The sequence below is a fragment of the Bacillus sp. ES1-5 genome (assembly GCF_022487605.1).
Classification (GTDB): Bacteria; Bacillota; Bacilli; order Bacillales; family Bacillaceae_G; genus Bacillus_A; species Bacillus_A wiedmannii.
This window is the reverse complement of record NZ_JAKVPU010000005.1, coordinates 230,216-246,442: the sequence shown is the minus strand read 5'-3', so window position 1 is coordinate 246,442 and position 16,227 is coordinate 230,216. Positions and strand designations below refer to the sequence as shown.

The 16,227-nt window shown below is 33.7% G+C and carries 18 protein-coding genes; 2 read left to right on the top strand and 16 right to left on the bottom strand.

The genetic code is table 11. The features are described from left to right. Positions 1–106 precede the first annotated feature (106 nt). From MKO96_RS18105 to MKO96_RS18040, 14 genes are all read right to left on the bottom strand, one after another. Positions 107–634: a hypothetical protein gene (locus MKO96_RS18105; protein WP_240588386.1), complete on the bottom strand. Its 528-nt coding sequence runs from the start codon at positions 632–634 to the stop codon at positions 107–109. Positions 635–675: 41 nt separating this feature from the next. Further along, positions 676–1,314: an ATP-binding cassette domain-containing protein gene (locus MKO96_RS18100; RefSeq protein ID WP_087983116.1), complete on the bottom strand. Its 639-nt coding sequence runs from the start codon at positions 1,312–1,314 to the stop codon at positions 676–678. Between the two features lie 3 nt (positions 1,315–1,317). Continuing rightward, positions 1,318–2,082 carry a hypothetical protein gene (locus tag MKO96_RS18095; protein WP_240588385.1) on the bottom strand — a complete coding sequence of 255 codons (765 nt, stop codon included), beginning with the start codon at positions 2,080–2,082 and terminating at the stop codon, positions 1,318–1,320. Positions 2,083–2,153: 71 nt separating this feature from the next. Next, the gene (locus tag MKO96_RS18090; RefSeq protein ID WP_240588280.1) at positions 2,154–2,849 is read right to left on the bottom strand and encodes a hypothetical protein; all 696 of its coding nucleotides are present in this window, start codon (positions 2,847–2,849) and stop codon (positions 2,154–2,156) included. Then, positions 2,836–3,624 (bottom strand): hypothetical protein, encoded by a 789-nt coding sequence (locus MKO96_RS18085; RefSeq protein ID WP_087983119.1) that lies wholly within the window; start codon positions 3,622–3,624, stop codon positions 2,836–2,838. Before MKO96_RS18085 ends, MKO96_RS18090 begins: the two co-directional genes overlap by 14 nt. A 31-nt stretch (positions 3,625–3,655) precedes the next feature. Continuing rightward, on the bottom strand, positions 3,656–4,222 hold the full coding sequence (locus MKO96_RS18080) for a hypothetical protein (protein ID WP_240588279.1): 567 nt from the start codon (positions 4,220–4,222) through the stop codon (positions 3,656–3,658). A gap of 117 nt (positions 4,223–4,339) precedes the next feature. Next, positions 4,340–4,822, bottom strand: coding sequence for a hypothetical protein (locus MKO96_RS18075; RefSeq protein WP_087983123.1), 483 nt, complete (start codon positions 4,820–4,822; stop codon positions 4,340–4,342). Between the two features lie 415 nt (positions 4,823–5,237). Next, positions 5,238–5,780, bottom strand: a complete 543-nt coding sequence (hpf, locus tag MKO96_RS18070; RefSeq protein ID WP_000671193.1) for a ribosome hibernation-promoting factor, HPF/YfiA family — start codon at positions 5,778–5,780, stop codon at positions 5,238–5,240. 320 nt (positions 5,781–6,100) lie between these two features. Further along, positions 6,101–6,298: a cold shock protein CspC gene (gene cspC / locus MKO96_RS18065; protein WP_087983233.1), complete on the bottom strand. Its 198-nt coding sequence runs from the start codon at positions 6,296–6,298 to the stop codon at positions 6,101–6,103. A gap of 126 nt (positions 6,299–6,424) precedes the next feature. After that, entirely contained in the window at positions 6,425–7,129 is a 705-nt protein-coding gene (locus MKO96_RS18060; RefSeq protein WP_240588278.1) for a ComFC family protein, read from the bottom strand. Beyond that, complete coding sequence (gene comFA / locus MKO96_RS18055) at positions 7,129–8,478, bottom strand: ATP-dependent helicase ComFA (protein ID WP_240588277.1); 1,350 nt, start codon at positions 8,476–8,478, stop codon at positions 7,129–7,131. Before comFA ends, MKO96_RS18060 begins: the two co-directional genes overlap by 1 nt. A 127-nt stretch (positions 8,479–8,605) precedes the next feature. Continuing rightward, positions 8,606–10,018 (bottom strand): C40 family peptidase, encoded by a 1,413-nt coding sequence (locus MKO96_RS18050; protein WP_240588384.1) that lies wholly within the window; start codon positions 10,016–10,018, stop codon positions 8,606–8,608. A 146-nt stretch (positions 10,019–10,164) separates the two neighbouring features. After that, the gene (locus tag MKO96_RS18045) at positions 10,165–10,479 is read right to left on the bottom strand and encodes a winged helix-turn-helix transcriptional regulator (protein WP_000400858.1); all 315 of its coding nucleotides are present in this window, start codon (positions 10,477–10,479) and stop codon (positions 10,165–10,167) included. Between the two features lie 172 nt (positions 10,480–10,651). Beyond that, positions 10,652–11,494 (bottom strand): DegV family protein, encoded by an 843-nt coding sequence (locus MKO96_RS18040; RefSeq protein ID WP_240588276.1) that lies wholly within the window; start codon positions 11,492–11,494, stop codon positions 10,652–10,654. A 239-nt stretch (positions 11,495–11,733) separates the two neighbouring features. Between MKO96_RS18040 and MKO96_RS18035 the strand changes: the two genes are divergently transcribed. Beyond that, on the top strand, positions 11,734–12,369 hold the full coding sequence (locus tag MKO96_RS18035; RefSeq protein ID WP_240588275.1) for a YigZ family protein: 636 nt from the start codon (positions 11,734–11,736) through the stop codon (positions 12,367–12,369). A 74-nt stretch (positions 12,370–12,443) separates the two neighbouring features. Continuing rightward, on the top strand, positions 12,444–13,577 hold the full coding sequence (locus MKO96_RS18030; RefSeq protein WP_240588274.1) for an LCP family protein: 1,134 nt from the start codon (positions 12,444–12,446) through the stop codon (positions 13,575–13,577). Positions 13,578–13,617: 40 nt separating this feature from the next. Here MKO96_RS18030 and wecB read toward each other — a convergent pair whose 3' ends face one another. Further along, positions 13,618–14,733, bottom strand: coding sequence for a non-hydrolyzing UDP-N-acetylglucosamine 2-epimerase (gene wecB, locus MKO96_RS18025; RefSeq protein ID WP_000140113.1), 1,116 nt, complete (start codon positions 14,731–14,733; stop codon positions 13,618–13,620). 74 nt (positions 14,734–14,807) lie between these two features. Further along, positions 14,808–16,178 carry a UDP-glucose dehydrogenase family protein gene (locus MKO96_RS18020; protein WP_240588273.1) on the bottom strand — a complete coding sequence of 457 codons (1,371 nt, stop codon included), beginning with the start codon at positions 16,176–16,178 and terminating at the stop codon, positions 14,808–14,810. Positions 16,179–16,227 lie beyond the last annotated feature (49 nt).

Here is a 16,227-nt window from a genome sequence, read left to right as displayed (position 1 = left end):
CACCTGCGCAAAACCTCCGACTTTAAAAGATAATATTATGTTGCAAGATATACTCAACCACGGCACCCCTAAAGCAAACTTAAAATATATCTGTATCAATCATGCATTAATTTATCGGTATTTCCAATTCATGATATTTCCCTTTCTTATCCTTCATAAAAGAAATGAATTTCACTTTAGTTGATTCATTTGAAAAGTTTTTATAATTTTTATAAAGGTCATCTCCTATAAAATAATTTGTCCCTATATATCCTCTTACTGTTTTACCAGCAGGTATTACAGGTTCAAACTGATATTTTTCAGGTAATTCCATTGAATAAGGAATCAAATTATAAAACTCGCCTATTTTAGAATAAAACATTGTACTGGAAATAGACTTATTACTAAGTAAATTAATATCCCGATTCGTTGTATTTGTAATATCTAAAGGTAACACATACGTCATTAATTCACGGTCTTCATAAGGATCATAAACTTTTGTAGGATCAAGAGGATCAAGTGCATGAAACGTAACTCCTTGTCCATCTTCAAAAGTTCTATTAGATAAAAACTCATCTTTTACCACTTTATAAGATTCATTATTTAGATTTAATGTTTTAAATCTAAATAAACTAGCAAATATACATAGCAACACACACAACCCAATAATTATTAAGATATGTTTTTTTGTCACTCTTAATCTACCAACTTTCCATTATTAACATGTACAATACGATCTACTATTTCATTATCTAGAACATGCACATCATGACTAGCTACTATAATAGTCGTTCCCTTAGATTTTTCTACTTTCAAAATATCTAAAACATCTTTTATCCCATCAATATCTAAAGCATTAGTTGGCTCGTCTAATAGCAATAATTTTGGTTGTTCCATTAAAGCTTGCGCTATCCCTAAACGTTGTTTCATACCTAAAGAGTATCTTTTATACTTTCTCTTATCTGTTTTATCAAGTCCAACCCTTTGAATAATATTATAAATTTCCTCATCAGAAATTTTATTGTTAATCGATGATAAAAATTTCAAGTTCTGAAAACCAGTATACCCTGGAATAAAACTTGGATATTCAATCAATATTCCCATAGAATCAGGAAATTGCTTTTGTTTTCCAATCATTTCATTATCTACATAAACAACTCCAGAATTCAAACGCATTAACCCTGATATAGCGCGTAAAATCATCGTTTTACCAGATCCATTATGCCCCTTCAAAACTAAAAATTCGCCTTTTTTTACTGACAAACTAATATTATCTAACACAATATTTCCTTTTAATCTTTTCGTCATACATTCACATTTAATATAATTGTCCATAAATTATTCACCTATCACATCTAGTTTTTTAAAACAAAAACTACCTAATAAAATCATTACAACAACAATTACTACTCCTATTAAAAGTAAATCATTCCATTGAATAGATTGATTATTACCTAAAGTCAATTGAATTGAACTGTGATCAACAAAATACCAACGATTTGGCATAACAAAAGAACCTAAAAAATAAATACTATGAAAGAAAATAGAAAAAAATAGGTACATCAACATCAGTATAAAAACAATAGTTATTGGTATATAAAGCGTTAAAAACTCAAAAATTAAAGCTAATAAAAAGCTGATAATTATTTGAATTAGCATAGTACCTACTATCTTATAAGAAAATTGACGATATACATTTGAAAAATAATGCTCGCCAAAAGTAAGCAAATAATAAACAGTAAACCAAATCAAATACATAACAATCCAAATACTAATTATGTAAAAAAACAAAGATAGTATTTTTGTTAACCAAAGAAAATGCTTCTTCTTAACACGAGGAAACAAATAAACACCATTCTGTTGAATATCCGAAAAAGCAAACTTCCCTACTAGCAACAAAGGAACAATTTGAAAGAATATCCAATAAAAAGGGATAGAAAATCGCCCCTCCTTATAAAAATAAGATAAATCTACAAAGTCTACTCCATGAAAAAATCGATAAAAGGTAACATATAACAATGAGGGTTCTTTACCATTACTAAGAGGCTGATTGTATAAAAAAGTAACTACAATCATAGCGTAAATTAAGAATAAAAAAACCATTATCTTGATGGAATCTCTAAACCTTACATGTAAATCTCTTTTTAACAAATAATATAAAATCATAATGTAAACTAGATCACCTCTGTCTCATCATTCATAGAAATATAACTTTTTTTAGCTAAAATCCATACACTTATAAAAAAGATAAAAAAACATCCAAATAAGCGTATAAGTAAGTCAATAGCATCTTCAAACACATTTATATAAAAAACATTTGTAAATAAAAATCCATGTAATATAAATCTATCTAGTAAAACGGCAGTGATCATACATATTATTACAAGTAAACTAGGTAAAAATAATTGCAATAAAGCACTTATCATACATATAAAAATATTCGCAAATAATTGAATGCAAAATAACAATGCATAATTCACATAAATACTATTTACAGCCATCATATTTGCCATCAAAAATAACTGTAAAATCATACTCCCAGTAAAAAAGCAAACAAAAACGAATAGTTTCAAATAATATATAGAAACTAATTTCAATGCATTATTCACTCGGTAAACTACATAAATACTAAAAAAATTCGACATAGAATATACAGAAAAAACGATAGTTAAAGGAATAAATATAGTCGATAAATTATAAAACGACATGACCTTATACAAAGCTTCCAATTCGTTCATTTTCTCTTTTACAATTCCATGTTCAAAGTAATTGAACAAACAACCAATGATACTGACGTTAAGTAAGAAGAGAACACTTAACCAAACATATTTCATCCCTATAGTTTCTTTCATTACATTATAAAAGAACATGCTTCCTACTCCCCCGTAAATAAAGAACTACAGAACAAAACCAAATACATAACAGCACACTAAGAAAAATTTGTAATTCAAAAAAACCGAAGTCTTTAATTAAATAATCTTTAGGATTGAGAATCCCCTTTCCAATACCAAGCCAAAAAATATGTAAAATAAATGGAACTAAATAAATAAAATAAACTCGTCTTATAAAAAACGAAACTGATAAAGCCAAACTTGAAAAAACCGCACCGTATAAACCATTTAAAAATACATACATAAGAAAATATAAAGTAGGATACTCATAATAAACCGTATTAAATTGAGCTGTTGGTGAAACAGTAGCAGCCATATAATTTAATATCGGATGCGGAGCAACTGTTGGATAAGTCATCGCATATAAATAAAAATGAAATAGTAAAGGGACACTTATAATAAAAAAAGATACAATAAAATTAATAAAATAAAGTAACCTAAAATAATGACATGTTCCCATCTTAGAAATAACAGGATAAATAAACCCATAATTTTTATCAATTCCATAAATTCCTGCTACAGCCATTGCAGAAATCATAGGAAATATTAATAGATAAAATTCACTATAAAATGGTAATCTATTAAAATGTAAAATGTTAGATAAATATGGAGATACCTTTATAATCCCAGCATCGTTAAATCCTTTCGTTGTTACAAACATAGCAATATATTGAGCAATGACAATTACTAACATAATAAATAAAGCAACCCAAAACATCCTACCTTTTAAAATCCGTCCTAAAAAGTAACTCATCTACAACTCCTCCATAAACCATTATTGAAATTTAAATCTTTTTTAATATGAAGAATTGATCCGCAACACCATAACATTTATTTTCTTTATTTATCCAAATGTAACGAAAGGAAACATGTGCTTTCTCCCCCTCAAACTTAGGAAATTCAACTTCATACTGATAAACATTATCTGTACCTTTTCTTTTTACACTCTTAACTTCTTGTTTCCACTGAATTACTTTTCCATCAGTTTGTTCAATCCGCCCCAAAAGATACGTTGGTTTTTTCTTATTCGTCACACCCGTTAAAAAAACATAATAATTTTCCGGTATAACTCCCAACTTTAATTTTTCATCTAAAAGCTTATCTTCTATTCCAATATCATTTCTATGTGTTTGACCTTGAAAGAAATCCTCACCATTTTCATTCTCAAAAAATATTTGTTCAAAAATAGTATTTTTCTTAATTTCTTGTAACTGAATACTTTTTAAATTATCTTTTTCCGTTAAAGTATCTTCAATATTTACAATAGGTTCATCCATTTCCTTTTGACAAGAAGCTAAGAAACAAATACTCAATAAAAAAAAGCCTAAAACATATTTGGAAATAACCTTCATTACAGCTCCTCCTATTTTTAAAATTACATAGCAGAAAAAGTCATATAATCCAAATTCGGAACTATACGACTTTTTCTAGCACTACAAAATAAATAATTTCAATTTATAATTTCTAAATCAATATTCAGTGTAAGGTCCACCAGGTCTTACACTATCAGGACTCCAAGCAGTAGGATAGGCATTATTTTCTCTAGAATAACCACCAAATCTCACAGGTACATTTTTTCCATATCTTTCATATGCGTAATTTTGGAAAAGATACGTTTTACCTGGTTGCACCGTTCCTTCATGCTTACCTGAATCACCTGAAACATTTACCCAATCTCTATCACCTTTATTTTTATTTTTATCTGCTTCTGTCCAAACGTTAAAAGAACCACCGCCCTTCTCACTACTCTTCACACGCATATACATAGAAGTAGGTGTCCCTTTAGGACGTGCATTAGTAAAATCATATGCACTCCAAAGTCTAAAGGTAAATTCTACATGATCATCCCTTGTATCAGCCTTAGCAGGTTCGGTTAAAGCAAAAGTACTAGCTAAAATACCTAAAGATAAAATAGCCCCAAACATAAAATGACTTTTTTTCTTAATACTCAATAAAAACACCTCCGATAATTTATAGCATTATATTGATTTTATTTTTTCACTGAAGGAATAAACTAAATCTATATAACGCAATATTATAGTAATAACACCTCGATATACCTTCAATGGATTTTGGAATATTTAATATTATCTTTACACTTACGAACATTTCGTTAAATTTTAAAAAACAACAATATATCCCTAGCAAAGAATTACTTGTAAAGATAACTGCTTACCTACGCCTGTTCCAAATAATAAAGAGTAACTCACCTTTCCAAGTTTTTAATTTCCCCGTACTGTTTTGACGAAACACTGTCCAAAAATCACTTCTTAATGAAATTGGCTACTTATAAATTTTTTCACCTCTCGAAAAGAAAAAGCTAAAACATAAAAAAAGCGCAGCCATTTCGGCTGCGCTTTTGAATTATTATTTAGTTTCGATTAAACCATATTTCCCATCTTTACGGCCGTATACAACATTAGTTTCATTTGTATCAGCATTTGTGAAGACGAAGAAATTATGTCCTAGCATATCCATTTGTAGGATCGCTTCTTCAACGTCCATCGGTTTTAAATCAAATCGTTTTGTACGTACAAGTTCTAATTCATCCTCTTCTACCGCATCCAGAACAGCTACTGCTTCTGGAAGGATAAAGTTCGTTTTCACAGAACCTTTCTCACGTAACTTACGATTTACCTTTGTTTTATGTTTACGAATTTGTCGCTCAAGTTTATCAACTACTAAATCGATAGCAGCGTACATATCGCTATTAGTTTCTTCTGCACGAAGTAATAAATCAGTAAATGGAATTGTTACCTCGACACGTTGCTTGTCAGAGTATACTTTTAAATTAACTTTAATCTCTGGGAATGTATCAAAATAACGCTCTAACTTACTTAGTTTTTTCTCTACATATTCCTTTAATGCTGGAGTTACTTCAATATTTTCACCACGAATGTTGAATTTCATAGATGAATTCCTCCTTTCAAGCCTATGTACTATAATTTCGACATTGGCTTAAAAACTCCTTCTAACTTTTTTAAAAAAATTAGTGGAATTGCTATTTTTTTATCGTTTTTTGTTGAAATGAAAAGATGCATCGTTTCTATCTTTATTTTATCCTATTAACATCGTGAATAACGAATATAACTGTGGACAATTCGTTACAGAAAAGAAACAACTTTTTGACAACTTGATTTATAACAAAAACCCCTTGCAAAAAACAAGAGGTTCTACCATATATATAACGTTGCCACAAAAGCAGCTTTCTCTTCCCAAAAACAATATTCCTACAGTTTTACAACATTAGCTGCTTGTGGTCCACGTGCTCCATCTACAATGTCAAACTCAACTCGTTGCCCTTCTTCTAATGACTTATATCCATCTTGTTGAATAGCAGAAAAATGAACAAACACATCATCACCATCTTCACGCTCAATAAACCCAAATCCCTTTTCTGCATTGAACCATTTCACTCTTCCTTGCATGTTCATTCCATTCCCTTCACTCTAAAAATCAGGGCATTCACCCCATACTTTGACTATAACGAATGACAACTTACGAAGTCAAAGAAGACTTATCGTCTTTTTATTATCCCTTTCGACAGTTACAGATCAACTTCTACAGAGCGTCAAACTAGAAACTTCCCTTGCTCCTCTATCGTATAAAAGACTTCCAATTTGTCTAACTGTAATTCCTGTCGTATATACATCATCAACGAGTAAGATATGTTGATCATGAAACATATCTTCTCCCTGAAAATAAAAAGGATTACTTCCCGAAAGCCTTTCTTTACGTGTCTTCTTACTTTGCTTTTCTGTTTCCCTTCTTCTTAATGAGGGATAAGAAATTTTGACAGGTAAACAAGCTGCTAATAACTCTGCCTGATTAAAACCACGTTCATATTCCCGTTCCCTACTAAGCGGAACAGCAATAACACTTGAAACATCCGTAAAATGCTTTTGAAATAGCTCCCGAAAGGATCGATAAAAAATATGAACTAACTCCGCATCCCCCCGAAACTTAAACTGTGCTAATATTTCTTTCATCTCATCATCGTACACGTGCAAAGAACGATTTTTAAAAGGACGATACTTCTCCACATTTATCCACCTTACGCAATCCACACAAATATCATTTTCTTTATATTCAGAAGGCAAGTCCTCTAAAGGTCGCCCACACTCCATGCAAATCTCTCCTATAATATAGGAAAGTTTCCGCTCACACCTATCACATATATATTTTGTGTGAGACTTTACAAAGAAGGTGTACCAACTAACTGTTTCCAACATATACTCATCGCAAAGTAGACAATGCATTAATCGATTAATCCTTGTTCTTTCGCCTTTTTGTTCATACTTTGAATATGCCTTTTCGCGCGTACCATCGCCTCTGCCTTACCGTAATGAAAATAAATAACCTCACCATAAGGTTCTTCAAAACTACGACCTGCTCGGCCTGCAATTTGTACGAGCGCACTTTCTGAAAATATTTCTTCTTCTGCCCCTAACACCGCAACTTGTAAATTCTTCACAGTTACTCCTCTCTCTAAAATTGTCGTTGTAACTAATAACGGAATTTCTCCCTTTCTGAAAGCTGCTACTTTTTCTTTTCTCATCGAATCTTCTGCATGTACACCATCGATTCTATGATCCAACACTTTCAATAACAGGCTCAATTCTTCTATATATCGCACATGAGGAACAAATAAAAAAATAGGATATTTTTTGTTTATGTACATTTCTAACCATTGTAGTAACACTCGAGGGATTTTTTTATGATGGAGGCTTTTCTTCCAATTTCCGCACCAGCAAAATAGAGGAACTGGTAACGGATGACGATGGTATCGTCCAGAGACAATGATGCCCTTTTGTTTCCCGCTTCTGAAATTACGCTTCCACTTTTCATCTGGAGTTGCAGTTAAATAAATACGCGCTGCTTTCTCTTTCATCGCTTGTTGCACCGCATACTGTAACATTTGATCCGCATAATACGGGAAGGCATCTATCTCATCTACAACCATGACATGAAACGCTCTATAGTAACGTAACAGTTGATGTGTAGTTGCAACGACTAACGCTGCATCTTTGTCCCTATCTTCACTTCCTCCGTATAAGGACGCTACATTTACATTTGGAAACACTTTTTGTAATCTCGGCGCTAATTCTAGTACAACGTCTGTTCTTGGTGTTGCGATACAAACCCTTTCTCCTTTTCGCAATGCCTCTTCCATACCGTAAAATAACATTTCTGTCTTTCCAGCCCCGCACACAGCCCAAATAAAAAACGATTCTTTCTGCTTAATAGCTTCTATAACACCTTGCGCCGCCAACTCCTGACCAGTAGACAAAGTCCCGTTCCACTGTAAAGAATTTAAACCTTTTTCTCCTCTTCTTTCAGCGATCCCACGAACAAGTACAGCACATTCACTAACTCTCCCCATCGTTATGCACTTCCGGCAATACGTACATACTTTACTGCACCTTTTACATAAAAATGACGCAAATAGTCGCTGCTCTATATTTCCGCAGCGCTGACATATATATTTAGAAGCCTTCTTTATTACACCTTGTACACATACGACCTCCCTCTTCTTTTTCAAATCATGTAATGTATCCCGTAAATCTGAAGAGAGTTCCTCTAATAGTAACTGTTTTCCTGCTAACATCAGCAACCACCTCCAGCACTACTATAAACCCTTCTCATAATCTCGTAAAAACTCAAAAAAGCCGATAACCTACTTATAAAATAGTAAGCTATCGACTTTATACACATTTTTTTATTGAATTATAATCCTATAATCTTCCGTAACCTAAGAAATGTTTTTGGTTATAACTACTGCTTAAGCTAGCGTAAGCAATCCCTTTATCACCAGCATGAATCATTTGGCCATTACCAACGTAAATACCGATGTGAGATGGACCTGGTTTATAAGTACCTTGGAAGAATACTAAATCTCCAGGTTGTGGGCTACTTACTTTAGAAACTGAATTCCAGTAACCTGCAACATCTTGACGTCCTACACCATAGATGTAAGAAATGAATCCACTACAGTCAAAACCACCGTTTGATGGAGATGCACTTCCCCAAACATATGGCATACCTAAGTATTGTTGTGCTTTACCAATTACGCCAGGAGCTGGAGCTGGGCCTGGTGTTGGTGCTGGTGCTGGTTTTTTCTCTTCTTTTTTAGGTTCTTCTTTTTTAGGTTCTTCCTTTTTAGGCTCTTCTTTTTGAGCTTGTCCACCATTATTTGCTGGTGCAGCTTGCTCTGCAGGTGCTGGCTGAGCTTGCGCAGCTTTAGCAGCTTGTTCTGCTTGTTTTTGAGCAGCAGCTTCTTGTGCAGCTTTTTCTTGTGCTTCTTGTTCAGCGATACGTTGTAATTGTAATGCTTGTTTTTCAAGATCTTTCAATTGACTTTCCGTACTTGTCATTGAAGTTACAACTGTATCCATTTTACCGCTTAAATCATTTACTGCTGTTGCTTTTTTCGCTTTTTCAGCGTCAAGTTCTTTCTTAGCAGTTTCAATTTGAGCTTGCGCTTCTTTTAATTCTTTTTGCTTTGTTTTTACCGTTTCAACATCTTTTTTCACGTTCGCTTGATCTTCTTGTTGTGTTTTCATGATATCTTCATCAGACTCAAGAATTTTAGAAACAGAAGTTAAACGATCAACTAGATCTGCAACGTTTTTAGAGTTTACAAGAACTTCTGTTACAACGTTTGTGTTTGGTTGTTCTTGAAGTGCAACTAAACGTTTTCTTAATAACTCTTCACGTTTTGCAATTTTCGTTTGTAGTTCTGCAATATCTTTATTTTTATTTTCGATTAATTGCTCAGTATCAGCAACTTTTTTCGTTGTTTCATCAAGCTTTGAAGCATTCGCTTGAACAGACTTATCCAAACCTTGAATTGTTTTGTTTAAGTCATTCATTTGCTTTTGTAATTCATCACGTTCTTGTTGTTGTTTATGTAAAGTGTCATTTTGTGTATTAATTTGTGATTTCACGTCAGAAATTTTATCTTCTGCAAATACATTTGGTGTTAGTCCTGAAAACATTAACCCTGCAACTAATGCGCAAGATGCCATTTTTAGCTTTTTCATTTTATTTTTTACACCGCTTTCTTTTGTCTTTTTCCGTATATAACCTATAAAATTTATACCATAATTCGGGATTTTTTTTGCTAATGTTACGCTATTGTAAAACAAATGTAATATTATATGTAACTCTATCGCAAAATATGCATATTTTTGTATATATGTGTAGAATTTAAAAGGCTTTTTATAAGCAAAGAAAAAACGCAAGGTTTCCCTTACGTTTTGTTAAATACACTAATACGAATGAAATCAAAACGTTATTTCATCCATTTCTCAGCCCAATTTTGGACTTCATCCATAACACTTTCTAATGCTTTCCCTTTTTCAGTTAAGCCGTACTCGATTCGAACTGGTACTTCTGGATAAACATTACGAACTACAATGCCTTCGCTTTCCAATTCCTTTAAACGCTCTGACAACATACGATCGCTCATATTCGGTATAATATCTGCGATTTCTCTAAAACGTTTTGACTCTTCAAGCAAAGATTTAATAATCAAGCCAGTCCATTTTTTACTAAGTAAAGTAAAAGCTGACTCAAACTTTGGACATAAACAAGAATTATGCTCCATATGTTTCACCTCTCTTCTATTATAATATAGTTTCTTGTAAAAAGTAAGTTATAAAACTTTCCTCATTATTTTATTTTACGTACATTTTACCATTTCCAAATATTAACTTGTCAACTACACGTAAAATATCCGTAAAAAAACCCTCTTCAAAAAGAGAGCTTTTTATATCTTATTACTTCGTATACCATCCAAGACCTAGTGCACCTTCACCTAAATGCGTACCAATTACAGCACCGAAATAGCCTGTGCGGATTGTAACATGAGGATATTTTGCTTCTAATTCTGCCTTCCATTCATTCGCTTCCTCTTCACGTTGTGCATGAATGATAACTACTTCCATAGGTACACCTTGACTTGCTTGCTCATCAAAAATTTCAACAATTCGTTTTAACGCTTTTTTACGTGTACGAATCTTTTCAAATGGAATAATGATTTTATCTCTAAAATATAAAACGGGCTTCACTTGTAACAAACTACCAATGAAGGCTTGTGCACTATTTAATCGTCCTCCACGTTGTAAATGATGTAAATCATCCACTACAAAATAAGCGTCCATCGTTTTCTTCATTTCATCAAAACGGGCAACGATCTCTTTCGGATCCTTTCCTTCGCTTGCTAATTTTGCCCCTTCACGTACATAGAATCCTTGTACTTCACAACTAATTTCAGAGTCGTACGTATATACATCAATACCCTCTACCATTTGCCCGGCTGTCGTTGCCGTTTGATATGTACCACTAATCCCACTTGAAAGATGAATGCTAATAACCGCATCATAATCCTTAGATAGTTCCTCAAATAACTCAACAAACTTTCCGATTGCTGGCTGAGAAGTTTTCGGAAGTTCTTCTTGCTCACGTACTTTTACATAGAAATCATCTACTGAAATTTCAGCTTCTTCTTGATAAGATTCCGTTCCAAACACAACGTTTAATGGAATCATATATATATTGAGTTCATCACGAATATGCTTCGGTATATATGCTGTACTATCAGTAACAATAGCTGTTTTCATTTGCGTACCTGCCTTATAAAAAAATTTTTATTCCCTAAGTTTACACGAAAACTAAAAATGGTGCATCCATACATGAAAATGCCGATTTGAAATAATACTTACCATCTCGACAAATTACAACAAAAAGGTGAAATACTCACCAAAAATTTCAACTTATTTATAAAAAATGTTTGAATATAAAAACGCTCGCTTTTAAAATGTAAAGTACTAGTCATTTTGGTAGATAGGGGCGTATACGAGTGTTATTACAATATTTAACAATCAAAGACTACGGTGAGCACGAAATTGTCATTCAAAAATCAAGATTTATTTGTTATGTTAGCAGAGCTACAACCGAAGCAGAAGCTCAAGAATTTATACAAAAAATAAAAAAACAAAATTGGAATGCCACACATAATTGTTCTGCGTATTTGATTGGCGAACAAGATCAAATCCAAAAAGCAAATGATGATGGAGAACCTAGCGGTACAGCTGGTGTACCTATGTTAGAGGTACTAAAAAAACGCGGTTTAAAAGATACCGTCGTTGTCGTTACACGCTATTTTGGTGGCATCAAACTTGGCGCAGGTGGATTAATTCGCGCATATGGAAAATGTACAAGCGAAGGCATTAATCATGTCGGTGTTGTTCTGCGGAAACTAATGCGTGTTATGCAGACCGAAATTGATTACACATTACTTGGCAAAATTGAAAATGAATTACGTAATTCGAAATATGCCATTAAAGATATACATTATCTCGAAAATGTCACATTTGATACGTATGTAGAAGAAGACGGAAAACAAGCATTCACGGATTGGATGATTGAGTTAACAAATGGGAAATGTACAATTACAGAAGGAGATATGTTGTACTTAGAACAAGATGTTATCTAAGAATAACTACATCCTCACCTTTAAAGATTAATGTAGTGAATTACTTTCCTACAAATGAACTAAGGAGATTATATATGGAAGAACGTTATTATCATCTCCAAAATAGCAGAATAAAAAAGAAACGAAGAAGAAAGTTTTTCTACTTCCTTATTTTCGTATTTTTATTTGGTGGTGTAGGACTTTATATATTAAATTCCTACTCTTCTCTCATGGGGATGTATAGTGGTTTTACTCGTCAAAAATCGGACTTGAGAACCGAAGATGTAGAAATTACAAAGGAGCCTTTTACACTCCTCATTATGGGCATAGAAGATTATGCAACGGACGGTCAAAACGGTCGTACAGATTCATTAATGTTTGCGACCGTCAATCCTAAAACTAAAAAGATTTCGCTTATGAGTATCCCTCGTGATAGTCGCGTTCCAATTGTTGGTAAGAACAAAGAGGACAAAATTAACGCTGCGCACGCTTACGGTGGAGAAGAAATGGCAATCAAAACTGTCGAAGGTTTTCTAAAAGTTCCTGTAGACCATTATATTAAAATTGATTTCCAAGGCTTTAAAGGTATTGTTGATGCTGTTGGCGGTGTTACTGTTGATGTCCCATTCGATTTTTGGGAGCGTTCGGACGTGGATTACTACAAAAAAATCGAATTTAAGCAAGGACAACAAGACTTAAATGGGGAAGAAGCACTCGCATACGTACGTATGCGAAAGCAGGATCCAAACGGCGATTATGGTCGGGCCGCTAGACAAAGACAATTACTAGCCGCTGTTGCTCAAAAACTAAATTCAGCCTCTACCGTATTTAAAATTAAAGATTTAACGGCAGTCGTTGGAAAATATATAAAAACTGACATTCCTATTTCTGACGGACTTGCACTTTACAATAAACTATCTGGGTTTGATCCTTCTACAATACAAACGTTCAAGCTTGAAGGAGAAGACAAAAAAATAGGTGGTATTTATTACTTCCTTCCAGATCCAATCGGTGTAGAGACAGTACGTAATGAAATTAAAAAAGAATTAGGAGAAACAGCAAACACTCAAGAAAATCCAACTACAAAAACCGAATCAAATCCTTCTTCAAATTCTAACTCTGACGAAAAAGCAAAGAAAGAAACGAATCAGAATCAGAACAAAACACCAACTGAACCACCTCCTTCTACGAATGCTCATGCAGAGTGGATTATGAGAAATCAGCAATAACAAAAAGAGCCAAATCGCACATGATTTGGCTCTTTTTTATTTACTTATTAAAGTGTTGCAAAATTGCTTCTACAATGCGCTCTGATGCACGGCCATCACCGTAAGGATTAGATGCTTTTGACATCTTATCATGAGCTTCTTTATCTGATAACAACTCATCAGCAAGACCAAAGATTGTCTCTTCGTCTGTTCCTGCTAATTTCAACGTACCTGCTTCAATACCTTCTGGGCGCTCTGTTGTATCACGAAGAACAAGAACTGGTACACCAAGTGACGGCGCTTCCTCTTGTACACCACCAGAATCAGTTAACATTAAGTATGAACGAGCTGCAACATTGTGGAAATCAATTACATCTAGCGGCTCAATTAAATGAATGCGGCTGTGATCGCCTAAAATATCATTCGCTGTTTCACGAACAACAGGGTTCATATGAACAGGATACACAACTTGTACGTCTTCATGCTTATCAACAAGACGTTTAATTGCACGGAACATATTACGCATTGGCTCTCCTAAGTTTTCACGGCGGTGAGCTGTCATAAGTACAAGACGATCGTTTCCAAGTTTCTCTAATACAGGATGACTATATGTTTCTTTTACAGTCGTTTTTAGTGCGTCAATCGCTGTATTTCCTGTTATGAAAATGCGTGACTCATCTTTATTTTCTTTCTGTAAGTTCGTTGCTGATTTTGTTGTAGGTGAGAAATGAAGATCTGCCATAACGCCTGTTAATTGGCGATTCATCTCTTCTGGGTATGGAGAATATTTATCCCATGTACGAAGTCCTGCTTCAACATGACCTACTGGAATTTGATTGTAGAAAGCAGCTAAACTTGCAATAAATGTTGTCGTTGTATCACCATGTACAAGTACAATATCCGGCTTTGCTTCTTTCATTACTTTATCCAAACCTTCTAAACCACGCGTTGTAATATCAATTAAAGTTTGGCGGTCTTTCATAATATTCAAATCGAAATCTGGCGTAATTCCAAAGATACTTAATACTTGGTCTAACATTTGACGATGTTGTGCTGTTACAGTCACAATCGATTCAATTTTGTCTGGATGCTTTTGCAACTCTAATACAAGAGGTGCCATTTTAATTGCTTCTGGACGTGTCCCGAAAATTGTCATTACTTTTAAACGTTCAGTCATTTCATTGCCTCTTTTCTTTCACTAGTTACAAATTCTATTATGACATATAAGAATATACATGAATACATGCCTTTTTAACGAATAACGGAAAAGTCCCTCTTACAAATACTTTCTCTTCCAACCGAATAATAATCTATCTCTTGCTTCTTGACATCTCCAATAGTATAACAATTTCTTCCATCTAATAAAATAGGCTCTCTCATAAGTTGTGCGTACTTTTCTAACGGATAAGCTCGGATAGCCTCCCATTCTGTCATGATAAAAGCCGCACTCGCTCCTCTAATCGATTCATCTATACATTCGCTATATTGTATAGTCTCTCCAAAGATATTTTTCATATTTGGAATCGCTTTTGGGTCATATAGAACTACATCCGCACCTATATGAATTAATTCTTGTATCATAATAAGAGATGGTGCGTCTCTTATATCATCAGTATTCGGTTTAAATGCCGCTCCCAGCACCGCAATCCGCTTCTTGTTCATATTTAATACTTTCTTCGCTTTCTCAATCAATAACAACTGTTGTTTATTATTCACTTCAATAACTGCTTTTAACAAGCGAAAATCATGCGCCACATTCCCTGCAATTTGCACAAGGGCTTTCGTATCTTTCGGAAAACACGATCCCCCATAACCAATGCCCGCATTTAAAAAAGACGTCCCAATTCTCTTATCCATTCCCATCCCTTGTGCAACGTCTAATACATTAGCTCCTACCTTCTCACATATATTTGAAATTTCATTGATAAAACTAATTTTTGTCGCTAAAAAAGCATTCGATGCATATTTAATCATCTCTGCACTTTTTATATCTGTAACATACGTTTTTAAGCGTAATTCACTATACAAATTCTCCACTTTTCGTGCCGCTTCCTCATTATCTGCTCCAATTACAATACGATCTCCCTGAAAAAAATCGTAAATCCCTGAACCTTCCCGTAAAAATTCCGGATTCGATACGATATGTAATTCATATCTATTTTGTAATTTCTCCTCAATCCATCCCCTCATAACATCATTTGTACCTACAGGAACCGTACTTTTCGTAACGACAATAATGTCATTCGTCGCATATGTTCCAATATCGTCACAAGCACTTCGAATATATGTTAAATCCGCTGTCCCATCTAATAAAGATGGCGTTCCAACTGCAATAAATATAAATTCTGCATCGTAAAATGCTTTTACTCTACTTGTTGTAAAAGTTAAACAATCATTCTCACATGCATCATTTATTAATTCATATAAACCCGCTTCATAAATAGGCAGATCTCCTTGCTTTATTCGTTCAATTTTCTCATCATTTATATCAAAACATGTGACTGAATGGCCTAACATTGCCAATCCTACTCCTGTAATTAATCCAACGTATCCGGTACCTATTATCGTAATTTTCATTTCCTTTTCGCACAGGAATATACAATAGAAAATATACGAATACATAGAATTCTCCCTGTGCTTCCCCCTCTCACATTAAAAATGAGAAAACTCT